20 protein-coding genes and 1 pseudogene are annotated in these 22,347 nt (G+C 70.8%); 9 read left to right on the top strand and 12 right to left on the bottom strand.

The window, feature by feature from the left end:
- Positions 1-11: 11 nt before the first annotated feature.
- From KIK05_RS14660 to KIK05_RS14670, 3 genes are all read right to left on the bottom strand, one after another.
- Positions 12-1,337: a purine-cytosine permease family protein gene (locus KIK05_RS14660; RefSeq protein WP_214411240.1), complete on the bottom strand. Its 1,326-nt coding sequence runs from the start codon at positions 1,335-1,337 to the stop codon at positions 12-14.
- A gap of 216 nt (positions 1,338-1,553) precedes the next feature.
- Positions 1,554-2,729 (bottom strand): glycosyltransferase, encoded by a 1,176-nt coding sequence (locus tag KIK05_RS14665; protein WP_214411241.1) that lies wholly within the window; start codon positions 2,727-2,729, stop codon positions 1,554-1,556.
- A 305-nt stretch (positions 2,730-3,034) separates the two neighbouring features.
- Positions 3,035-4,927, bottom strand: a complete 1,893-nt coding sequence (locus KIK05_RS14670; protein WP_214411242.1) for a SpoIIE family protein phosphatase — start codon at positions 4,925-4,927, stop codon at positions 3,035-3,037.
- Between the two features lie 131 nt (positions 4,928-5,058).
- On the opposite strand from KIK05_RS14670, the gene KIK05_RS14675 reads away from it, so the two are divergent.
- Positions 5,059-5,787, top strand: coding sequence for a GAF and ANTAR domain-containing protein (locus KIK05_RS14675; protein ID WP_250562773.1), 729 nt, complete (start codon positions 5,059-5,061; stop codon positions 5,785-5,787).
- Between the two features lie 24 nt (positions 5,788-5,811).
- Here KIK05_RS14675 and KIK05_RS14680 read toward each other — a convergent pair whose 3' ends face one another.
- The gene (locus KIK05_RS14680; protein WP_308249917.1) at positions 5,812-6,183 is read right to left on the bottom strand and encodes an STAS domain-containing protein; all 372 of its coding nucleotides are present in this window, start codon (positions 6,181-6,183) and stop codon (positions 5,812-5,814) included.
- A 224-nt stretch (positions 6,184-6,407) separates the two neighbouring features.
- Between KIK05_RS14680 and KIK05_RS14685 the strand changes: the two genes are divergently transcribed.
- The 3 genes from KIK05_RS14685 to KIK05_RS14695 all read left to right on the top strand — a co-directional run bounded on the left by KIK05_RS14685 (position 6,408) and on the right by KIK05_RS14695 (position 9,206).
- On the top strand, positions 6,408-7,190 hold the full coding sequence (locus KIK05_RS14685; RefSeq protein WP_214411244.1) for a SigB/SigF/SigG family RNA polymerase sigma factor: 783 nt from the start codon (positions 6,408-6,410) through the stop codon (positions 7,188-7,190).
- Positions 7,191-7,441: 251 nt separating this feature from the next.
- A complete protein-coding gene (locus KIK05_RS14690; RefSeq protein ID WP_250562774.1) occupies positions 7,442-7,819 on the top strand; it encodes an ATP-binding protein in 378 nt (125 codons plus the stop codon).
- 28 nt (positions 7,820-7,847) lie between these two features.
- Entirely contained in the window at positions 7,848-9,206 is a 1,359-nt protein-coding gene (locus KIK05_RS14695) for an NAD(P)/FAD-dependent oxidoreductase (RefSeq protein ID WP_214411246.1), read from the top strand.
- Positions 9,207-9,264: 58 nt separating this feature from the next.
- On the opposite strand, the gene KIK05_RS14700 is transcribed toward KIK05_RS14695, so the two are convergent.
- The 4 genes from KIK05_RS14700 to KIK05_RS14715 form a co-directional block, all read right to left on the bottom strand.
- Complete coding sequence (locus KIK05_RS14700; protein ID WP_214411247.1) at positions 9,265-9,450, bottom strand: hypothetical protein; 186 nt, start codon at positions 9,448-9,450, stop codon at positions 9,265-9,267.
- Positions 9,451-9,453: 3 nt separating this feature from the next.
- Complete coding sequence (locus tag KIK05_RS14705) at positions 9,454-10,209, bottom strand: hypothetical protein (protein WP_214411248.1); 756 nt, start codon at positions 10,207-10,209, stop codon at positions 9,454-9,456.
- A 6-nt stretch (positions 10,210-10,215) separates the two neighbouring features.
- Positions 10,216-10,932 (bottom strand): hypothetical protein, encoded by a 717-nt coding sequence (locus tag KIK05_RS14710; protein ID WP_250562775.1) that lies wholly within the window; start codon positions 10,930-10,932, stop codon positions 10,216-10,218.
- 87 nt (positions 10,933-11,019) lie between these two features.
- Positions 11,020-11,463 carry a hypothetical protein gene (locus tag KIK05_RS14715; protein ID WP_214411249.1) on the bottom strand — a complete coding sequence of 148 codons (444 nt, stop codon included), beginning with the start codon at positions 11,461-11,463 and terminating at the stop codon, positions 11,020-11,022.
- Positions 11,464-11,604: 141 nt separating this feature from the next.
- Here KIK05_RS14715 and KIK05_RS14720 point away from each other — a divergent pair, with 141 nt between their 5' ends.
- Both KIK05_RS14720 and KIK05_RS14725 read left to right on the top strand, forming a co-directional pair.
- Complete coding sequence (locus KIK05_RS14720) at positions 11,605-12,567, top strand: M48 family metallopeptidase (protein ID WP_214411250.1); 963 nt, start codon at positions 11,605-11,607, stop codon at positions 12,565-12,567.
- 332 nt (positions 12,568-12,899) lie between these two features.
- Positions 12,900-14,732 (top strand): ABC transporter ATP-binding protein, encoded by a 1,833-nt coding sequence (locus KIK05_RS14725; protein WP_214411251.1) that lies wholly within the window; start codon positions 12,900-12,902, stop codon positions 14,730-14,732.
- Between the two features lie 75 nt (positions 14,733-14,807).
- Here the strand turns inward: KIK05_RS14725 and KIK05_RS14730 are convergent, their stop codons facing one another.
- Complete coding sequence (locus KIK05_RS14730) at positions 14,808-15,458, bottom strand: DUF6461 domain-containing protein (protein ID WP_214411252.1); 651 nt, start codon at positions 15,456-15,458, stop codon at positions 14,808-14,810.
- Between the two features lie 52 nt (positions 15,459-15,510).
- A complete protein-coding gene (locus KIK05_RS14735; RefSeq protein ID WP_214411253.1) occupies positions 15,511-16,593 on the bottom strand; it encodes a serine hydrolase domain-containing protein in 1,083 nt (360 codons plus the stop codon).
- A 492-nt stretch (positions 16,594-17,085) separates the two neighbouring features.
- Here KIK05_RS14735 and KIK05_RS14740 point away from each other — a divergent pair, with 492 nt between their 5' ends.
- Positions 17,086-17,481 carry a hypothetical protein gene (locus KIK05_RS14740; protein WP_214411254.1) on the top strand — a complete coding sequence of 132 codons (396 nt, stop codon included), beginning with the start codon at positions 17,086-17,088 and terminating at the stop codon, positions 17,479-17,481.
- A gap of 229 nt (positions 17,482-17,710) precedes the next feature.
- On the opposite strand, the gene KIK05_RS14745 is transcribed toward KIK05_RS14740, so the two are convergent.
- Positions 17,711-18,610, bottom strand: a complete 900-nt coding sequence (locus KIK05_RS14745) for a helix-turn-helix transcriptional regulator (RefSeq protein WP_214411255.1) — start codon at positions 18,608-18,610, stop codon at positions 17,711-17,713.
- A gap of 186 nt (positions 18,611-18,796) precedes the next feature.
- On the opposite strand from KIK05_RS14745, the gene KIK05_RS14750 reads away from it, so the two are divergent.
- A complete protein-coding gene (locus KIK05_RS14750) occupies positions 18,797-19,489 on the top strand; it encodes an SDR family oxidoreductase (RefSeq protein ID WP_250562776.1) in 693 nt (230 codons plus the stop codon).
- A gap of 467 nt (positions 19,490-19,956) precedes the next feature.
- On the opposite strand, the gene KIK05_RS14755 is transcribed toward KIK05_RS14750, so the two are convergent.
- Positions 19,957-21,462 (bottom strand): carboxylesterase/lipase family protein, encoded by a 1,506-nt coding sequence (locus KIK05_RS14755; RefSeq protein ID WP_214411257.1) that lies wholly within the window; start codon positions 21,460-21,462, stop codon positions 19,957-19,959.
- A gap of 482 nt (positions 21,463-21,944) precedes the next feature.
- Between KIK05_RS14755 and KIK05_RS14760 the strand changes: the two are divergent.
- Positions 21,945-22,346: pseudogene (locus KIK05_RS14760) on the top strand (IS701 family transposase); the annotation flags it as partial.
- Position 22,347: the final 1 nt, after the last annotated feature.

The following is a 22,347-nucleotide window of genomic DNA, read 5'->3' on the forward strand; positions in this document are numbered from 1 at the left end:
CTTCTCCTGGCTCAGGCCACCGGTACGGCGGAGGCGTCCGCCGTACGGCCGGTCCCCACGCCGCGCACGAACCCCAGCTTCCCGGCGGCGACATAGAGGACGAACGCGACGACCAGGGCGTTGATGCTGCCGAGCCCGACGTCGACGAACTTGCCGACCAGGGCGGCGGCCAGCCATATGACCAGGGTGGCCGGGACCCAGTTGGGCGCCTGCTCGGGCAGCGCGCCGGCCGCCCTGGCGGCCTCTAGCTCCCCGCGCCAGCGCCGCACCACGAAGTACTCGGCCACCATGATCCCGGCGATCGGCGGGAAGACCACCCCGAGCAGCATCAGGAACTCGATGAACTGGTTCAGGATGCCGGCGGCGGCGAGGACGCTGCCCACCAGGCCGATGACCGCGGTGGCCGCCCCGCGGTGGACTCGCCTGCCGAAGACCGTGCCGACGAAGCTCACCAGCCCCAGGCCCGACGAGTACAGGTTCCAGTCGTTGATCTTGATGGTGCCCGCGACGATCACCAGGATGCCGACCCAGCCGACCGAGGAGGTGACGATCGTGGTGATCTCACTGGTGCCGACGGCGTGCGCGAGCAGCACGCCGGCCATGCCGATCACGTACTCCCCGAGCGTGACGCCCACCAGCGTCTGCTTCACCACGTCGGCGACGCTGCGGTTGAAGCGCGTCATGTCGGGGGTGATGATCGCTCCCACGATGAAGCCGCCCGCGACCAGCGTGGTGCCCTGCAGCAGGGTCAGGTGCGGCCCCGGCGGCGGCGAGGCGACCAGCGCGCCGACGTCGTGCCGGGACAGTTCGGTCACGATCGACCAGCCGACCAGGAGCAGGAACGCCGGCACCGTCAGGTAGGCCGTCCACGCCATCGAATGGAAGCCCCACAGCACGATGGCCGTGACCAGCAGCCCGAACACCAGCGACCACCCCCACTCGGGCAGCCCGCCCACCAGGCCGGCCAGCCCCTGCGCGGAGACCGCCGACTGGATGCCGAACCATCCGATCAGGCTGATGCCGATCGCCAGCCCGATCACCGCCGACCCCGCCCGGCCGAACCCCGTCCAGCGGGCCAGCATGGAGGTGGACAGCCCCTCCCGCACCCCGATCACCCCGACGAAGACGGCCACCACCTCGAGGATGACGGCGCCCAGGGTCAGCGCGAGGAACGCCTGCCAGAACCCCATCCCGAACCCGAGGGTGGCGCCGAGCAGGAACTGGCTCAGCGCGGAGACCTGGCCGAAGCGCTGGACCGCGACCGACAACCAGGAGTAGCGGGCGCGTTCGGGCACCCTGGTGAGCGCGTAATCGTCGACACCGACAGCTGAGGCCATGCCGACCTCCTTCGCGAGCGAAACCTGTTGCTTGGCCGCTTACGGTATGCACCGGTCACGCAGGTGTCAGTGTTGATATTCCACAGTGCGGACGGCGTGGCTGTGCAGTGTGCACGGTCCAGGCTTCGGGGAAGGCCGCGAGCATGACTGAGCCCGTGCCACCGATGGGGTGGCACGGGCTCAGCCGGGTGGGGGAGTGGTGCTGAGGGGTGGTCGTCAGGCGGCCTCGGCCTCGGTCTCCTCGACGTCCACGGGCTGCTGGCGGCCGGTCACGCCGTCGTAGACGCGGACCAGCTCGCGGCTGATGCGCTCCAGGGAGTAGCGGGAGCCCGCCCGGTCGGCGCCGGCGTACCCGAGGGCGGTCCGGCGGGTGAGGTCGCCGAGCAGCTGGCGGGTGCGGCGGGCGAGCAGCGCGACGTTGCCGGGATGCACCAGCAGGCCCGTCACGCCGTCGACGACCGAGTCGAGGTGGGCGCCGACCGCGGAGGCGATCACCGGGACGCCGCAGGCCATCGCCTCCAGCGCCACCTTGCCGTTGGGCACGGCGACCGGGAGCGAGAGCACGACGTCGGCGCTGCGCATGAGCTTCGGCATCGCCGAGTGCGACACGTGGCCGAGCAGGGTCACCCGGTCCTCGACGCCGACCTCCTTGGCGAGGATCCGCAGGCGCTCGAGGTCCTGCTCGGTGTCGGGGGAGCCGGCCACCGGGCCGCCCGCGATCAGCAGCTCGGCGTCGGGGATGCCGTCCAGGGCACGGATCGCGGCGTGCGCGCCGCCTCCCCGGGTGATGTGGCCGACGTGCAGCAGGCGGGGCCGCTGACCCCGCGGGTGCGAGGCGCCCTGGCGGCGGAAGCGCTCGACGTCGACGCCGTGCGGGACGACCGCGATGTTCCGGCGCGGCACGCCCATGCGGATCAGCTCGTCCGCCTCCTGGCAGCAGAAGGCGATCACGGCGTTCGCGCGGCGGCCGATCGCGCGCTCCAGGCGGGCCCGCGCCGGGTCCGTCTTCGCGCCGGGGCGCAGGCCGGTCGAGCCGAGCCGGTGGAAGGTCTGGACGATGGGCGTCTCCAGGCCCTCGGCTCCGGCGATCGCGGCCAGGCCGCCGCTCCAGGAGTGGGCGTGGATCACGTCGGGGCGCTCCTTGACCCACCGCTGGGCGAGCTGGGCGCTGAAGTCGGAGATGTACGGCATCACGCCGGACTCGGGAAGCTCCTCGGCGGGGCCGGCCGTCAGGTATTCGACCGTCACACCGGCCGCCATCTTCACACGCGGCTTGCGGTCGGCACGGTCACGACGGGTGTAAACGGTGACCCGGTGGGAAGTGCCCAGTTCACGGGCGATGGCCGGGATGTCGGCGGGAAGTTCGTGCACAGAGACGATGGCGATGTTCACGGCACACCTCAGGAAAGTCGGGCCGCGTCGGGGCCCACAGACGTACTGAGTTGTGCCTGCGTCTTAGGCACGAAATCTGTATGACAGTGTACCGGCGTCCGGAAAGACGCAAACCTCTTCGAGGCAAAAAATCTTGAAAAGTTCTCGCAAGGGAAGGGTGGGGCCGCCGGCCGGGCGCCCGTCGCGGCGCCCGGCCCGCAGCGGCCTCAGGCCCGTTTCCCGCACGTCGCCCTCATCGACCTGCGAGCGCCGGACCGCTCACAGGGTCCGGCCGGAGGGCATCGGGCTCGTGCGGAGAACAGGCCTCAGCGGGTGCGGCGCAGCGCCAGGACCGTGGTCTCGTCCAGCACCTGCCCGCCGCAGAACGCCAGGTGGTCGTCCTCGACGGCCTTGACCACCGCCGAGGCCGTCTGCCCGGTGCAGCGCGCCAGCACCTCGGTCAGCCGCCCCTCGCCGTAGGCCAGCTCGGCCTGCCCCGACCTGCCGCGCGAGCCCGCGAGCCCGTCGGAGTACAGCACCAGCGTCTCGCCCGGCGCCACGGCGACCTCCTCCACGGAGATCTCGGCGCCGGGCTCGATGCCGAGGGGCATCCCGCCGCCCAGCGTGTAGCGCACCCCGCCGTCGGACTTCAGCACCGCCGGAGGGTGGTTGCCCGCCGAGGCCAGCCGCACCCGTCCCGCGCGCCTGCCGGGGGTGACGAACCCGGCGGCCACCATGACGAACATGCCGGTGTCCTGCACGACCAGGGCGTCGTTGAGCCTGGCCACCACGGCCCCCGGGTCGTCCTCCAACACGCTCAGCGTGCGCAGGCCGCCACGGACCATGGCGGTGACCGACGCGGCCTCCTCGCCCTGGCCGACCACGCCGCCGACCGCGAACCCCCAGCCGTCCTTCACCCGGAAGACGTCGTAGAACTCCCCGCCGATCGCCCTCGGGCCGGCGCCGGTGTGGTAGGCGGCCGCGGTGTCGTAGCCGGGGATCTCGGGCAGGGTGCGCGGCAGCACGCCGGTCTGGAGGGTGTCGGCCGCCTGCGACCTGCCCTGGAAGACCCGCTGCGCCCGCAGGGCGAGCCCGATGTGGGTGCCGGCGTCCTCCAGCAGGGCGAGGTCGGCCAGGCCGAACGGGGGCCGCTCCCGCAGCCGCAGCAGGGTGAGCACCCCGAAGACCTCGCCGCCGGCGTGGATCGGCACGCTCAGCACCGAGCCCGCCCGCGTCGCCTGCAGCACGGGGGCGCCGTCCGGGAGCGCTCCTAGCAGCGACTCGTCCTCCACCATCTCGTGCACCACGCCGTCCCCGCTCTCCAGCACCTGGGAGACGATCGGCGCCGCCGAGGGGTCCATGCGCTCCAGGGTCTGCACCAGGCGCGACACCGGCTGGTTGGTGGGGCCGATGACCAGCGACCGCTGCGGCACCCCGCCCCGGAACACGTCGGCGAACACCCAGTCGGCCGTATGGGAGGCCAGCAGCCGCCCGGCCCGGATGAGGGCCACCGGCTCGCTGAGGCTCTCCTCGTCGAGCAGCAGGCGGGTGAGCTGCGACATCAGCTCCTGACGCCGCGCGGCCGCGAAGACCTGCGACTCCTCCGGCCGCTGCCCGCTCTCGGCCGGCGCGGACTCGGCCACGCGCACCTCGACCGGGAGCGCCACCGCGGCGATCATCTCCTGCGGCTCACCCGGCATGCGCAACTGGGTCAGCACGAGCCGGACGTTGTGGGCGCGGCCCTGGTGGGTGAGCCGGGTCGGGAAGGCCGCGGTCTCCCCGGTGTGGAGCACCGCGGTGAGGTGCGACCGGAACGCGGCGCGCCGGGAGACGTCGACCAGCAGCGGGAAGGCCCGGCCGGTCAGGTACCCGTCGGGGCTGCCGAGCAGGCGGGAGGCCTCGGCGTTCACCCGCCGCACCGTCGCGGCCTGGTCCAGGATGATCACCGGCACCGGCATGGTGCGGTACACCGTGCGCAGCAGCTTCAGCTCGCGGTTGGAGCCGCCGTCCTTGCCGCCCGCCCTGCGGCGGGACTTGCCGAGCTCGCCGAGCGCGGCCCGCAGCAGGTCGCGGGCCGTGTCGAGCTCCACCAGCGCGGCGTCCAGAGTGGGCCCCGGCTCCTTGGGGTAGGCCGCCCGGGCGTCGCGGAGGGAGGATATGCGGGCCGTGAGGCCGTTCAGCGCCTGTTCGAGCGCGGGAAGATCGGTCAGGTCGGTCAATTGACGTCCTTCGTATGGCCGAGGGGAGCGAAGGCTTCCCCTGCTAGACGGTACGTCAAACGGGGGTCACCCTTCGATGAGCATCTCGTGCCTGGAATTAATCTGGCATCCCAGGGAAGCAGAAGGCTTGTATGGAGACGATGCGGATGTTCGGTCCGGCTCTGGCGCGTGACCTCGCGGCTCTCGGCCGCGTCCACGAGGGCACCTCGACTGAGAGCGTGCTGCGGGGGATCACCGAGGCCGTCGCGGTCGGGGTGCCCGGCTGCGCCGGCGGCACGGTGGAGCTGCGGCGGGAGGAGCGCATCATGCTCGTCGCCTCCCACAGCGACCTGATCACGCTGGTCGACCGCGAGCAGGCCCTCGGCGAGGGCCCGTCGGCCGAGGCGCTCGCCTCCGGCCGCAGCGTCCTGGTGCCCGACCTGCTGGTCGACCCGCGCTGGCCCCGCTACGCCGCCACGGCCGTCACCCATGGCGTGCGCTCCACGCTCGTGCTGCCGATCAGGATCGACGGGGCGACGCTCGTGCTCGGACTGTACGCCGTGCGGCCGGGCGCCTTCGCGGGCGGCCAGGTCGACGCCCTCGCCACCCTGCTCACCGAGCAGCTCACCGTCGCGCTCGCCAACATCAGCGACTACGACGACGTGCTCACCGACGCCGCCCAGCTGCAGGAGGCCCTCGCCGGCCGGGCCGTGATCGACCAGGCCAAGGGCATCATCATGCACGCGAGCGGCTGCTCGGCCGAGGCGGCCTTCGACGAGCTGCGCCGTCTGTCGCAGCACCACCAGGTCAAGGTGGCCGACCTGGCCCGGCTGCTGGTCAGCGAGCACCAGAGCAAGCACGGCGGCGCCGCGCCGTCCTGACGGCTCCGCCCGCGGCGCGGGGGCTCAGCCCTTGAAGGCGGCCAGCGCCTCCTCCAGGGTGTCGTACAGCGGGAGGCGCTGCGCGAGGCCGGTGACCCACATCACCTTGGAGTTGGAGTACTGGACTCCGACGAGGGCGAAATGTCCCTGCGCCGCCATGGTGCGCTGCCAGTGGTGCACGATCAGCCCCAGCGCCCGGGAGTCCATGAAGGTCACCCCGGCGAGGTCGAGCACGAGGTCGGGGCCGTGGTCGTCGGCGATCTCGGCCAGCCGCTCGGTGAACCGCTCACGCGTGGTCGCGTCCAGGATGCCGCTGACGTGCACGACGGGGATGCCCCCCTCGGCGACCGCCGAAGTAAGGGTCAGGGCTGAATTCGCCCTATCTGGAACGGTCACCACGCGCCTCCTCGCCGCTTCCCTGGCGCAAGGCGCCAACCCCGGACGGGGTCAACCGCAACCTTACTGTTGCCTGGGGGGTAGCAATACTCTTGATTTTTGGGGAATACTGGAGCCGAGGTCCAGCAGAGGGCCTCGTCTCGACAGTAGTACGCGAGGCGACGTCTGCTCTGCATGGGTCCAGGCGGTCCGCCTCGCTTGCAAGGCATACGAGGGAGCAGCAAATGGCTGCCGAGAACCGCACGTTCTCCTCCGACACCGAGATCACCGCCGAGGACCTGCTCCGCGAGCTGGCCGAGCCGGACACCACCGAGGCCAGGCGGGCCCGGCTGCGCGAGATGATCGTCGAGATGCACCTGCCCATGGCCCGCGAGATCGCGCGCCGCTATCGCCACCGGGGCGAGCCGATGGAGGATCTTCTCCAGGCCGCGTACGTCGGGCTCATGAAGGCGATCAACGGGTTCGACGCTGAGCTGGGGCATAGCTTCAGAGGCTATGCCATGGTGACCATGACCGGCGAAGTGAAGCGCCACTTCCGCGACCGCACCTGGGCCGTCCGGGTCCCGCGCCTCTACCAGGAGCGGCGCTCGGAGCTGAACCGCCTGGTCGCCGACTTCACGCAGGAGCTCGGGCGGTTCCCCACCGTCGCCGAGCTGGCCGAGAAGATGGGCATCTCCGAGGAGGACATGCTCCTCACCATGGACGCCTCCGCCGCCTACAGCACCCTGTCGCTGGACGCCCCGATGGGCGCCGACGACGACGCCGCGGCGCTCGGCGAGGTCATCCCGGACGACGACGACGAGCTCGGCACGCTCGTCGACCGCGAGGCGGTCAAGCCCCTGATCGACCAGCTTCCCGACCGCGAGCGCAACATCCTCCTGCTGCGCTTCTACGGGAACATGACCCAGGCCGAGATCGCCGCGGAGTTCGGCATCTCCCAGATGCACGTCTCCCGGATCCTCCGCAAGGTCCTCGACCAGCTGCGGGCGCAACTGGTCTCGGCGTGATTAAGGCCCCTATCCTGGGGCAGCTCACGCGTGGAACAGAAGGTGCGTGAGTGGGGCACTTCCCTCGGGGGGCGTGTATGCCGGAGTATCTACGTCGGAGTAGTCGGCGACTCCGGACGCAGGGGGAACTTTTAGAGCGGATCGCTGTTGGAGGCGGTTATCGGGTGAACGAGGACGGAGTCCCTCCTCCCCGCTTCCTTTCGGACGGGGGCGGCCCCTGGCCGCCTCCGTCCGGCGCGGCGGTCCGGGAAATGACGTTCTGCGTCGGGGACCTCCCCGACGTGCGCGACTTCGCCGCCCTGCAGGCCCGGCGGGCCGGCATGGCGGAGGAGGCCATCGGCGACTTCCTGCTCGCCATCAACGAGGTCGCCACCAACGCGGTGACACACGGGACGGCCAAGGCGCGGCTGCGTGTGTGGCTCGACGGTGGCGACCTCGTCATCGACGTGCACGACGACGGCTACTGGGTGCCCGACGAGCTGCCCGGGATGACCGCCCCCCATGACTACTCCACCAGTGGCATGGGCCTGTGGGTGGTCAGGCGGCTGGTGAAGGAGCTTCTACTACGAACCGGGCCAGCCGGGACAAACGTCATAATGCGCTTCGGACTTGGGCAAATGCCCCTATAACGGTGCTTGCCGGGGTACGTCCCCATCTATGACTCAGCGAATCCCGCACGTGCTCGTCGTGGGAGGCGGCTACGTCGGCATGTACACCGCTCTGCGCCTGCAGAAGAAGCTCCGCCCCGACGAGGCAGAGGTCACCGTGGTCGACCTCGACTCCTACATGACCTACCAGCCCTTCCTGCCGGAAGTGGCCGGGGGCAACGTGGAGGCCCGCCATGTCGTGGTCTTCCTGCGCCGCCTGCTGCCGAGGTGCACCGTGCTCAGCGGCCGGGTGGTGCGGGTCAGCCTGGCCGACCGGACGGCCGACTTCCAGCCCCACGAGGGACCGGGCTGGCGCATCGGGTTCGACTACCTGGTCTACGCGCCCGGCTCCATCTCCCGGGCCCTTCCGATCCCGGGCGTCGCCGAGCACGGCATCGGCTTCAAGACCCTGGAAGAGGCCATCTATCTGCGCAACCACGTGCTCGACAAGCTCGACCTCGTCGCCTCGACCACCGACGAGCGGGTACGCCGGCGGGCGCTGAGCTTCGTCTTCGTCGGCGCCGGATACGCCGGCGTGGAGGCCCTGGCCGAACTCGAGGACATGGCGGCCGACGCCTGCCGCTACTTCCCCAGCCTGGAACCCTCCGACATGCGGTGGGTCCTCGTCGAGGCCACCGACAAGATCATGCCCGAGGTGGGCCTCGAACTGGGGGAGTGGGCGGTCCAGCAACTGCGGAGCCGGGGGATCGAGGTGCGCACCCGCACCCTGCTGCGCTCGGCCGTCGACCACCACATCGTCCTCAGCGACGGCGAGGAGTTCGACGCCGACACCCTGGTGTGGACCGCGGGTGTCAAACCGAATCCACTGATCAAGGACACCGACCTGCCCCGCGACTCCCGCGACCGCGTCAAGGTCGACGAGTACCTCACCGTCGAGGGGAGTCCCTTCGCCTTCTCGGCGGGCGACTGCGCGGCCGTACCCGACCTCACCCGGCCCGGCCAGACCACCCCGCCCAACGCCCAGCACGCCGTACGGCAGGCCCCGCGGCTGGCCGACAACCTCATCGCGATGCTGCGCGGCGCGCCGCGCAGGCCGTACAGGCACAAGAGCGTCGGCTCGGTCGCGAGCCTCGGCCTGTACCGGGGCGTCGCCAACATCTACGGATACCAGCTGCGCGGATTCCCCGCCTGGTTCCTGCACCGCACCTACCACCTCTCCAAGGTCCCGACGCTCAACAAGAAGACCCGCGTACTGATCGACTGGACTCTCGGCTTCCTGTTCAAACGCGAGATCGTCGCCATAGGCGCCATCCAGCATCCGCGGCACGAGTTCGAGCTGGCGGCCCGGTCCGCCCGCGAGGAGGCCGCCGAACGCCGGCCGGTGGCGGCGGGCGCCCGATCCGGCTAGAGCCTCTCCCACGGACGCGGAAGGGCGCCGCCCCACCGGGCGGCGCCCCCTCCTGCGCTCAGCGGCGGGCGCGGCGGTACCCGTGCCAGCTACCGACCGACGAGGTGCCGATGCCGCCCTGGTGCAGGGCGAGCAGGCACAGACCAAGAGCGATCATGGCCGTGGTGGAGATGCCGATACTCGTGCCGATGAGGCTGAACAGGAAGGCGATGCCGAAAACTATCGCGGCGACGATGGCAAGCATCGGTTACCTCGCTTCGTGTCGGGCCGGGGAACCTCCGTCCCCGGCCGGGTTGTGGGCGAGCCCGACGAGATCCTCCAACAGGGAGCGGTAGTCCCGCAGGGCCAGGCGGAGCTGTTCGGTGTCGTTCCGGTCGGCGTCCTTCCAGCGGCCGGCCAGCGCCTCGCGACGGGAGGCGATGGCGGTCACGGCCTCCTCCACGAGCTGGTCGGCCTGCCGGACGGCGTCCTGCGGGTCGTCGACGAACCCGGCCTGGATCTCGCGCCAGCGCTGCCGGAAGTCCGGCTCCGCGTCGAGGCCGCCGGCCGGGGTGGCGCCCGTACCGGCCACGGTGCCGGTCGCGGGCGCGGTGCCCGCCCCGCGCGCGGGGACGGTGTCCTCGGTCTCCTCCGACAGGGCGGCCTCGTCGGCGTCCATCACCGGCACGGGCCCCGCCCCGGAGACGCCGTCCGCTCCGCCGTCCCGGCCGGACCAGGACGAGTGGTCGTTCTCCGTCGGGTACACGATCACGTCCGGACGCTCCGGCTGCGGCCTGTCGCGGTCGACGCCGTCCGTCGTGCCGGATGTGGAGCCGATGTCCGGGCGGGTCCGCGGCCCGGCGCCGTCCAGGACGTCCGCCGTGGTGGAGTCGTGCGCGGGATCGGGGTCGGTGTCGTGGCCGCCGCCGTTCCAGTCCCAGCGGCGGGTGTCCTGCTCGAAGGAGTGGCCGTTCTCGTGCTCGCGGACCGGCTGGTCCACGCCGTCTCGGCGATACGGTTCCATCGGTGGTCAGCCTCTCTGCGGGTCGCGGTGGGAGATGGCGGCGCGGGCGTCGGTCCCCACGGTCTCGCGGCCGTCCCGGCCGAAGCCGGTGCCGTCCACCGGCTCGCGACGCTCACCGTCGAAGCCGGCGGCGTCCTCGTGCCGCCGGAAGGTCGCCGCGTCCTCCCGCGCGCGCTCGTCGCGGCGGGCGCCGGTGGTGTCCTCCAGGAGTTCCTCGAACAGGGCGCGGTAGTGCACCATGGCCTGCCGGAGCTCCTCGGTGGAGGCCTCCCGCCTGGCGGCGCGGCTGCTGATCTCGTGGGCCTCGCGGTAGTGCTCCAGCGCCTGGCCGTGGGCGACGGACAGGTCGGAGGCCTGCTGCTCGAACCCCTCGGTCGGGTATCCGCGGTCGGCCATGACCGAGGTCACCAGATGGTCGGCCTCCGTCACGGCGAAGCCGGGAGCGTCCACGAACCGTTCCTGCACCTCGGTCCACTTCTTCGCGTAGGCCGCGCGGGCCTCCGCGGGGAGCGGCCTGATGTCGAGCTTGGCGTGGCGCTGCTCCCTCTCGAGCAGTTCCTGCTCCGCCTCCTTGCGGCTCTCCCGCTCCCGGACCGTGCGGTCGTACTCCGGCCCGAAGCGTTCTTGAAGCCGGCGTCTGCGCTGCTGCTGCGCCACGAGGTAGCCGACGGCCAGGATCGCCACCACCGCGGCTACAACGACGGCCACCCAGGTGATGGTCATCTCTGCCTCCGGTATGTCTGCCTTTGTAACCCCCCGACTGCCCTGGACGGACACCCCGAAACAGGACGCGCACCGGCCGCCGGGACGTCACTCGTCCTCGGGCACCTGACCACGTTCGCGCAGGGCCTCCAGCGCGTCGTTCAGCACCGACCGGACGTGGGAGGCGCCCCCGGCGGGGACCTCCGAGAACCCCGCCTCAGGGCTGTAGGCGACGTCCAGGCCGCCGTCGACGAGCCGCCGGGCCCAGCGGACGGCGGTATTGATCTTCACCTGGGGCACGGCGCCGCCCTGGGCGACGGCCGACAGGTTCCGCAGGTTGGTGGCGGGGCCCGTCTGGTTGTGGGCCCTGTTCAGCTTCCACGGGATCGCCCTGCTGTGGTCGAGCATCGGCTTGGCGAGGCCCGCCGCCCGCTTGGCCTGCAGGATCCCCGACTCGCTCACCCCGAAGTGCCCGGCCAGTTCGGCGTTGGACCACCCCTCGCCCGCCAGCCGCCGCAACTCGTCCCGATCGATAGCAGCCTTCCGCCCCATGCCCCCATCCTGCCCGCATCCCGGACCCGCCACGAGCGGTTCGTGGCCGTCCCGGGGCAACGGAGGAGGCAGGCGCTTCCGGTGCGCCGGGCGCACGCGGTACGGTCGTCGCGATCCGCCCGGAAAGGCCTGCTCTCAGACGTGATCACTGTGAAGAGGACCGCCGCCGTCTGCATCTCCCTCGTGGTGCACGGGCTGACCCTCGCGATGATCACGGTTGGCGTGCTGATCATCTACGCCGCCCCGGGTTTCCTGCCCGCCTGGCTGCTGGGCGGCCTGTTCGCCGGGCTCGGGATCCTGCTGTTCCCCCGGCCGCGCCGCCTCCCCGCCGACGCCGAGATGCTGACCCCCTCCTCGGCCCCGGAGACGTACGGGGTGGCGCGCCGCGTCGCCGAGGCGGTGGGCGCGCGACCGCCGGCGGCGGTCACGGTCAGGGACCTCGCGGTGGCCTGCGAATACGCCGAGGTGGGCTGGTGGCGCCGGCCCGTTCTCGTGGTCGGCCTGCCCCTCTGGCTGGTCCTGTCCCCGAGGGAGCGGGTGGTGCTGCTGGCCCTGACCTGCGCCGAGCGGAGCGGCCACGATCTGCTGGTGAGCGGAGCCCTGTGGACGCTGGCGCAGTGGCGCGGGTCGATGAGCGGCGGCGGCCCCCTCAAAAAGCGGGACGAGGCGCACACGTACGTGGTCGGCGTCCTCGCCGGATTCGCGCCTCCCGGGTCGTACCAGGCCGCCGGCACGCTCGGCCTGGTGGTCGGCGCCGTGATCGGCTGGCCGGCACTCCTGCTGGAACGGCTCCTGCTCCGGCTGACCCGCGAGCGCGACGGCCGTACCGTCCGGCGCCCCGGCATGGTGACCGAAGCGGAGGCGACCCGGCTGGCCGGACTGATGCGGGACAGGTACTTCCTGGCGCCCGTCCAGGCGGCGGTCCTGCGAGGGGCGAGCGCGGCCGAGATACGCCAGGCGGCCCTGACCCGCTCGGATCAGCAGGACGAGGACACCTCCGCCGGTGAGAGGAGTCTGCTGGATCCGGCGGCGTCGGCGGCCATCGACGAGGAACTGGCCGTCCAGTACGCGCGGGCGATCCGCGGCTTCGGCCTGATCTCGTGACGGCGGCTCGCGCCGGATTCACCAGGATCCGCCCGGCCGCTTCCTGAGTTCCCGGGCGGCGCCTTCCCACAGGCGGCCATCACGCCCCCGGCCTCCGGTCGGCTTGCGGAAACGCCTTATTTCATGCCCGCGACGCATGCCCCTCAGGAGACCAGAGCGCGGCCCAAAAAGCCTGCATATCTGGCTCTAATAGGAAATTTCCTACACCGACATGCACGGCATTTACCCTCATTTCCGGGCAAGGTTCTTCCGGTTGCCGGGCCGGAAAATCGTTGGCTCCCCGCGCCCGTCCTGCGTCAACATGGCCATGGCGGGAGCATTCAGAGGGGCGGATGACTGTGCTCGGATTACTTACTACTCCTCGACAGGACGAACCCTCCGCACGAAGGCCGGCCATTCTGCTGGCGCTGCGGTACTACGTCGGGGAGTTGCGGAACCAGTGGCGGGTGGCGGTGCCCGGCCTGGTCTCGCCGGCGTTGGGCAACATCTCCCTGTTCTACCTGGCGCCGCTGGCGGTGGGCGGGATCGTCGGGCGCCTGTCCGACGGCGGGGGCGGCACCGTCGGCGTGCTCCTGCCGTACGTGCTCGGCTTCGGCGCGCTGCTGCTCCTGGGCGAGGTGCTGTGGCGGGTGGGCCTGCACTTCATGAACCGCACCGACGCCCGGGGCATCGAGCACCTCGGTGTGGTGGGCATGGACAAGTTGCTCGCCAAGGACGCCGCGTTCTTCCACGACAACTTCGCCGGCTCGCTGACCAAACGGGTCCTCAACTTCTCCAGCGGGTTCGAGGGTTTCGTGGACACGCTCGCGTTCTCGATCGTCGCCAAGGTGGTGCCGCTGGCGTTCGCCTCGGTGGTCCTGTGGCGGTACCACCCGCTGCTGGTCTTCGTCCTCCTGGGCCTGATCGTCCTCACCGGCTTCCTCATCGCCCCGCTCATCCGGCGCCGTCAGGCACTGGTCGACCAGCGTGAGGCGGCCAAGGTCCGGGTGTCCGGCCACGTGGCCGACGTGCTGGGCAACATGGACACGGTCCGCGCGTTCGCCGCCGAGGAGCGCGAGGCCGTGGAGCACCGAGTCCGGCTCGCCGAGCAGCGCAGGCTGTCACTGCGTTCCTGGGACTACGGCAATCTCCGGGTGGACACCGTCGTCGCGCCGCTGTCGGTCCTCACCAGCACCATCGGCCTGCTGCTCGCTGTCGTCCTCCGGGGTGGCCTGGGCGTGGAGGCGATCGTGGTGACCTTCAGCTACTACACGAGTTCCATCAGCATGATGTTCGAGTTCAACCAGATCTACCGTCGCATGGAGAGCGTGCTCACCGAGGCCGCCCAGTTCACCGAGCTTCTTCTCACACCGCCGGGCGTGGTCGACCCGGAGGACCCGCAACCACTCCGCCCGGCCGACGCGAGCGTCCGGTTCGAGCGGGTGAGGTTCGCGCACGCCGGCAACCCGCTCCTGTTCGACGGCTTGGACCTGCACATCCCCAGCGGCACCAAGATCGGCCTGGTCGGCCGGTCCGGCGGCGGCAAGACGACCCTCACCCGGCTGCTGCTCCGTCTCATGGACATCGACGGCGGCCGGATCCTGATCGGCGGCCAGGACATCGCCCGGCTCCGCCAGGCCGACCTGCGCGGCCTGATCGCGTACGTCCCGCAGGAGCCCGCCATGTTCCACCGGTCGCTGCGCGACAACATCGCCTTCGCCCGGCCGGGCGCCACCGACGCCGAGATCCACCGGGCCGCGCGGGCGGCGCACGTCACGGAGTTCGCCGAGGCCCTGCCGAACGGCTTCGACACGCTGGTGGGGGAGCGCGGCGTCAAGCTCTCCGGCGGCCAGCGGCAGCGCGTCGCCCTCGCCCGCGCCATCCTGCGCGACGCGCCGATCCTGCTGCTGGACGAGGCCACGAGCGCCCTGGACTCCGAGAGCGAGATCCTCGTCCAGGAAGCCCTGTGGGGCCTGATGCGCGACCGTACGGCCCTCGTGGTCGCGCACCGGCTGAGCACCGTCGTCCGCATGGACCGCCTGGTCGTCCTCGACCAGGGCCGCATCGTGGAACAGGGCAGCCACCACGAACTCGTCCAGGCCCAAGGCCCGTACGCCAACCTGTGGCACCACCAGTCCGGCGGCTTCCTCCTCGAAGAGGACGCCTCGGACGCCGTCCACAGCTGACGTTCCCGCAGGTCTACGCCGTGTCGCCGTGAACGACGTCGGCCGGTCGAATACCGGCCGGCTGCGCCGCGTCGTCTAGCTGAGAGCCTGGTCGACGGGACCGACGAGGAAGGGACCGTCGAGCAGGTCAGGAGTCATGGGCACGCCGGTGATTCCGGCCGCCAGCGCGAACACGCGCGCCAGTCCGTCTTCGACCCGGCCGTCCGATGTCGCGTCGTCTTCAGGCTCCCGCGTCGGCAGCCCGACCTCGCGCATCACCTCGTTGAGCCGGTCGGCGTCACTGCCGTGCCGATCGAAGGGCCGGTTGGGCATGAAGCCGGTGACGACCGTGCCGCCGACGGCATGGACGAACGAGTCCTCCGCGTAGTCGTGCCGCCCGACCGCCACCATCTCGCACCCGCGGGACAGCCTGGGCGCGGTCTCCCACAATGTCGCGCACCAGCCCCACGGCTCGACGGCCACGCTCCAGCCGCCGGTCCGAACCACCCCGACGTGACCGCCGCCCAGCCCACCGGCGGTCTCCTGGACGAACTCGAACACCTCCTCGTTCAGCTCCTGGAAGGTCATCTGCCGCCCGGACGCCCCTTCGGGGCCGAACCTCCGCAGCACCTCGGCGGGGGCGAGCCCGCGGAAGAACGACACGCAGTAGATGTCGCCCAGGGGGTTCTGCGTGCTCCCGTCAGGGGCTTGCAGCCAGCGGTAGGGGGCGAGGAGGTCGGTCGTCATGCCACGGCATGCTGCCAGACCTCACCGACAAGATCCCCGTGTCCCGCCGACCTCAGAGATCGCAGTCGAAAGGCGCCAGGGCCAGCGTGGCGAGGTGGCGGGCGATGCCGTTGGTGTCGGTGTCCTGCACGTTGCTGAGCACGACCACCTCGATGTCGTCATCGGGCAGGTACATGTTGCTCGCCGCGTAGCCCTGGAGAAGCCCCGGGTGGTACCGGAGCCGGTGCCCGTCGAGGCGGTCGACGAGCCACCCGAAGGCGTACGCGCTCGACGGCAGGTTGAGGCAGCCGTTGGGAGGACACTTCGCCTGCGGCGTGAAGGCCAGCCTGTCGGTGGCGGGCGGCGCGACCAGGTACGCCCCGAACGACCGGTCCCAGCGGACGAGATCGTCGACGTTGGAGTAGAGGCCCGCCGCGGAGAACACCTCGGAGCCGTTGATGGGCGGGGCCGGCGACCCGACCGTGAAGTAGCCCTTCGCGTATCCGTCAGGCGGATTTCCCCTGCTGTAGCCGGTGTGCGGGAGGTCCAGCGGGCCGGTGATCTCGTCGTGCAGTACGGTGCCGTACGGCTTGTGCGTCACCTTCTGGATGATCGCCCCGGCCAGGATGTAGCCGGAGTTGCTGTACTCCCAGCTGGTGCCGGGCTTGAAGTCCAGCGGCACGTCCACGAACCGCTGGATGAGCCTCCGCGTCGTGGTCGGTTGCGAGAGCCTGGCGTAGAAGCCGGGCAGGTTCTGGATGTCCGGGATGCCGGAGGTGTGCGTGATGATCTCGCGGATCGTGATGGGCCGCCACGCCTTCGGGCAGGTCTTGATGTACGCCGGGACGAGGTACGGGCAGATCGTGTCGTCCAGGCCGAGCAGTCCACGGTCGCGCAGCTTCAGCACGACCATCGAGGTGAACTGCTTGGTGACCGAGGCGACCCGGAAGACCGTGTCCGGCCGGATGGGGATGTGCTTCTCCTCGTCGGCCTCGCCGGCGGCGAAGCGCGCCAGCACCTCCCCGCGCCGCACCACGAGCGCCGAGCCGGTGAACTTCTTCTTCGCGGCCAGATCCTCCAGATAGACCCGCATCGCCTCAGCGGCCCGATCCCCCGGCGGCGCCGGCGAGGTGGGCAGCGGGTCCGATTCCCGCACGTCTCGGTGATCGACGCCCCGGCCGATCACGAGGGTGCCCCGGGCGGGGGCGGCGATGGCCGGAGCGGTCGAGGCTATGGCCCCACCGGTCAATGCGACGCTGACCGCAAGGAACCTGACCGCAGTAGGACAGTTGACCACTTTCTCCCCCTTGAAGGTGCCGCTTTCCCGTAATCGAATGAGTGTCGTTCGGGAACATCTGGCGGACATTCTCCTTGGAGGCGTGGTCCGTTCGCTTGAGCCGTGAACGGCGATCGACGCCTTTTTTCTTCCGCATATCCCTTCGTTAACGCCACTCGATGATCGCCGGTCGTCCTGGTCAAATTGACGGCCATTTCGGGATTCGCCCGCAGCCGTCCGGAGGTGCCCCAGAGGGACGTCGCGACCGGCCGGGCCCCTGGGCGAGCACGTACAGCCGACGATATGATCTTGTGGTCCGTTTCGTGGAGGCGACGAACGCTCCGCCGTACGGAAGGTGGTCCTCTGCGAGACATGGAAACCGAGCCCGAGGAGAGAACTCCTGAGAGCCTCCTGCTGGCCCTGGAGGCCGACGACATCAGTCGGATACTCCAAAACCTGGTCTGGGTGACTCTCGGTGGGTACGACCGGCGCTGGGTTCAGGACAAATGCCTGGAACTGTGCGATCACCCCGACCTTCAGGTGCGCCAACTGGCCATCACCTGCCTGGGGCACCTCGCCCGCATGTACGCCACGCTCGACCTCGACCGTGTCCTGCCGAAACTACGCGCGCTGAAACACCTCCCGGGAACCAGGGGTGTCGTGGAGAACACCTTCTCCGATATCTCCATATTCATCTACCGCGCCATTCCGAACGTCACCGACCGACCTGACGAACCGGAGCCGAACAGTCGACCCTCCCAGGGATAGCTGGAGAGCATCCTGAACGAAGAGCTGGTGGCGGGGCTGATGTCGGATTTCGGGCGCAAACCCGATGAGGATTGCCGAGCCGTAGAGGCCGGTCCGTCTGACCGTTCGGCCCCGAGGATGGAAAAGGGGTTTCGGAGAAGCTCCGAAACCCCTACGACCAGCGTATATCTGGTGGGGACGACAGGATTTGAACCTGCGCCCCCTTGACCTCTGCCCCATAGGGCCTGATCTACGGCATGCTGCCCGATCTGCGGGCCGGCTGGGTGGCTGCCTGGCTGGCCAGGAGCTTGAGCCGCTCTTCGGAGGTGCTGCCCGGTTCGGCGGTGTAGATGGTGAGGCCGTACACCGCCCGGTTGGACATGGGCAGGTCGAGAGACTGGTAGGTCAGCTCCAGGTCGCCGATCTGGGGGTGCCACAGCCGCTTGCTGCCGTCATGGCGGATACGCACGGCGTGGACGGCCCACTGGCTGCGGAACCCGCTGCTGAGCGTGGACAGCTCACCGACGAGGTCGCGCAGGGCCCGGTCATGGGGCTCGCGCCCGGCCTGGGCGCGCAGCAGCGCGGCGCTGACGACGGCGGCCTCGTCCCAGTCGACGAAGAACTGCTGGGAGCCCGGGTCGAGGAAGGCGTAGCGGGCGATGTTGGCGCGGCCGTGCTGCGTGGTGGTGGGGCTGTCGAAGACCGGTGCGAGCAGGGCCCGGGCCAGCGCATTGCAGGCGACGATGTCCTGGCGGCCGTTGCGTACGAACGCCGCCGACATCGTCATGGAGTCCAGCAGCCACTGGACCCGCAGCGGGACCTGGACGTCCGTGCGGCGTGAGGGCGCGCGGCGGGCGGGCCGGGCGGCGTGGGCCAGGTCGAACAGGTAGGTGCGTTCGTCCTGGTCCAGGCGCAGTGCCTGGGCCACCGCGTCGAGCACCTCTTCCGATACGCCGCCGATGTGGCCCTTCTCCAGCCGGGTGTACCACTCGGTGCTCACACCGGCCAGCACCGCGACCTCTTCGCGACGCAGCCCGGGGACCCGGCGCCGGCCGCTGGTGGGCAGCCCGACCTGCTCCGGGGTGAGCTTGGCGCGCCGGGTGGCGAGGAAGTCCCGGATCTGGGCGCGGTGGTCGGGCCGGTGGTCCACGCCCTCCACGGTAGCCGCAGGGTTCGGGCAAGTGGCGGCGGTAAGGGGGTTGAGCTTGTCCCCCCATAAAGGCGCTCTGCCTCGCGCGCGGCCAGGCGGATTTCATGGGGTCGGCGGACTTGAACGGCACTCCTTCATCGCGGGCCGCCGTCCGCCGTCCCCCGCCCATTCCTCAGGAGGATGACCATGGCCAGCAAGACCGTACTGATCACCGGCGCGACCAGCGGTATCGGCGCCCACACCGCGCGGTTGCTCCTCGACCGCGGCCACCGTGTGGCGATCACCGGCCGCAACGAGAGCAAACTGAAGACTTTCCTCGACGAGGCCGGCCACCCCGACCGTCTGCTGGGTCTTGTCGCGGACGCGGCGGACTGGCAGGCCACCGAGTCGGTCGTGACTCGCACCGTGGAGCATTTCGGTGCCCTTGACGCGGCGGTGGCCAACGCCGGATTCATGTCCGGTGACTCCATCGGGGCCGGCGACCCGACACTGTGGTCGCCCATGGTCCTCACCAACGTCCTCGGCCCCGCCCTGCTGGCCCATGCCGCCCTGCCCCACCTTGAGGCCACTGGCGGACGGCTGGTGCTCATCGGTAGCGTCGCCGGGCTGAAGAACTCTCCCGCCAATCTCTACTCGGCCACCAAGTGGGCTACCACCGGACTCGCTGAGAACCTGCGCCTGCACGCCACGACCCGCGGCATCGGTGTCACTCTTGTCAACCCCGGCATGATCGACACACCCTTCTGGCAGGGCGCCGGCGTTCCCCCCTTCGCCCTGCCTCCCCAGCCCATCGCCGAGGCCATCTGCTTCGCCCTCGACCAGCCGGCGGGCGTCGACCTCAACACCCTGACCATCCGGCCCATGGGCCAGCCCGTCTGACCACGCTCGGCTGTCACACCACGCCGCTCACTCTCTCGGAGCTTTCCTTGCATGTCTTTGCCACGGGTGGGTCCGGTCTGATCGGTCCGCAGCGGGAGCAGGCGTCCTCGGAGTCGCGGTCCAGGATGTCGCTGCTGGCGATCTGGTTGCGTGTACGGCCGAAGTCGCAGCTGCTGGGCTTGCCGGGGGGCGACGGCGAGCGGGATGGCACCTACCCCAGCCACCCCACAACCCGCACGCGTGTCGAGACCATCCCGGAGCCGGAGGGCCCCCGCCGGAGGCAGCACCCCGCGCCGCGCCGCACGCGGTGGCTGTTCCAGCCCGGCTCGCCGTTACGTCGGCCGCCGGCGTTCGTCGAAGCGCTCCTCGGCGGGTGGTGCCGCCGACGAGGCCGCGCCGCGCGCCGGCCATCTGGAACCGCAGCCGGCATGAGCGGCGGTACCAGGCCGGGCCTCGGCTCGGAACGGCTATGGCCGCGCCCCCAACGCAAGGGGATCGAAGGTGTGCCCGGCCCACAGCTCACGGGAAGTCTCCTCCGGGTACGCCGCTGTGCGCGGCTTCGTGTCGACGATCCAGGTGTGCCTGTTGTGCGGCTCGTACGCCGGCCAGCCCGGGTCTCCGGAAGTCGCGAAGGCGGTCCACGCTGCTCGGACCCGGGCCGACAGGTCGGCCGCGGCCGGAGGTGGCTCCTGTCCGAGCAGAAGTCTTGCCACGCCGGCGGTCAGGTTGCCGAACGTCAGCGGCAGGCCCAGCCCGTGACAGGCGCCGAGGACATCTCCGCCCATGCCGGGCGCCGGCCAGGTCAACTCGTACAGGTGAGCGCGACCGTGCCGCTGGCGGGCTTCGGCCAGCCGTACGGAAGGCATCCGGAACAACCAGTCGGAGTGCACCAACTCGTACAGCCGCTCCTCGCCGGCTCCCAGATAGGCGGCCCGGTAGGCCTCCGGGTCCGGGGCGAGCACCCGCAGCGCGGTCGCCGCCCGCTCGGCGGCGATGTTGCCGATGTCGCCGCTGATGGCCATGAACAGCCGATACTCGTCGCGGTTGTGACCCACGATCAGCTCCACCTCGCGCGCGGCCCCGTCCACCAGTGACCGCCACGGCACCGCGGGCAGCACCTCGCCGTCCACGACCGGCGCGAACGGCGTCCGGACGTGCGCGGCGACGCCCCACTGCGGGCAGCCGTCCATCTTGCCCGCCACCGCGTCCCCGGCGTCGATCAGCCGCTCCGGCGACAGGCGGGCGAGTTCGCCCGCGAGCGGGGGCAGCCCCAGCTCGCCGGCCACCGCGGTGGCGATGTCGGCGGCCAGCTCGGCGGAGAAGAACAGGCCCGGCACGCTCTGCGCGATCGCCCGGCGGAACAGGCCGGTGGCGCTGGGCATCGCCATCAGCGCCGCGATGCTCCCGGCTCCGGCCGACTCTCCGAAGACGGTGACCCGGTCCGGATCTGCCCCGAAGGCCGCGATGTTGTCCCGCACCCAGCGGAGGGCGGCCACCTGGTCAAGCAACCCGCGGTTGGCCGGCGCCCCGTGGAAGTGTCCGAACCCCTCGGCGGAGACCCGATAGTTGACGGTGACCACCACGACGCCGTCACGGGCGAGCACGCGCCCATCGAAGACGGGGTCGCCGGACCACCCGTACATGTAACCCCCGCCATGAATCCACACCATCACCGGCAGCCGGGCGTCCCCCAGGTCGGGGGTCCAGACATTGAGGGTCAGCCAGTCGCCGTCCACGCCGGACGCGCTGGACGAACCCAGCAGCCTGGACTGCGGCGGCGGCGGACCGAACACCGCGGCCTCGCGCACCCCGTCCCATGCTTCGGCCGGTACCGGTGCGGCCAGCCGCAGGGCACCCACGGGCGGGCGCGCGAACGGCACGCCGCGGAAGACGGCCACGCCGTCCTCCAACCGCCCACGCAGCCGTCCCGTGCTCACCCGGACCTCCGGGTCTGCGGATCCGATGGCGCTCATGGCAGGCTCCTCATCCGGGGGTACCGGCTCCCACAGCCAGGCGCGGCCATCTTCACCCGAACCGCGTGTCCGTCGCACCTCGTTATTGAGCGGGTCGCGCAGATGACATCCACGATCGTCTGCCGCAGCGCCGGGGCGTCCTGGGCCAGGCGTTCCAGCGCGTACAGGCCGCCCAGCCGAGCTGATCACTCGTCGCCAAGGCCTGTGGGCTCGCTGTCGTCGCGAAGACTGCCGCCCGGCATCAGGCCAGGTGTCGCCCTACCTCAAGACCTGGCCTGAGGTAGGCAGAACAGTTCGCCAGTGCCGCATCAGGCGACGTTCGCCCCTGTTCGACGTACGGTCGGCTCATGAAGGGCGACGAGCAGCCGGGGCTGGAGGAGATCGAGCAGTGTTTCATCGCGGTTCTCGATGGACGGATGAGCCGGGACGAGGCGGACCGCTGGGCGGCACGCTGGGTCGCCGACGACGATCTCGCCTGGGATGGTGACGGCGCCAAAGGGCCGCGGTTGTACGACTGGGCGGCCGGGATGCTGCATTGGGAGGCCGAACCCGGCTTCGCCCGGTGGATCCTGATCCGCCGCAGCGCCACCGCTCCCGAGGAGGTGGCCTTCTACCTGACCCATGGTCCGATCGGCATCGGCGTTGAGGAACTGGTGGGCGTCGCCGGAGCCCGCTGGGCCATTGAGGAGTGCTTCGCCTCGGCCAAGAACGAGACCGGCCTGGATCACTACCAGGTACGCCGCTACCCGGCCTGGTACCGGCACATCACCCTGGCCATGCTCGCCCATGCCTTCCTCGCCGTCACAGCGGCCGGCGCCCCAAAAGCCCAAGCGGCCTGGTCCGCCTCACACCCGCCGAGATCCGTCGTCTCCTGGCACACCTGAC

Origin of the sequence: Sphaerisporangium fuscum (assembly GCF_018531465.1) — a bacterium.
Taxonomy (GTDB): domain Bacteria; phylum Actinomycetota; class Actinomycetes; order Streptosporangiales; family Streptosporangiaceae; genus Sphaerisporangium; species Sphaerisporangium fuscum.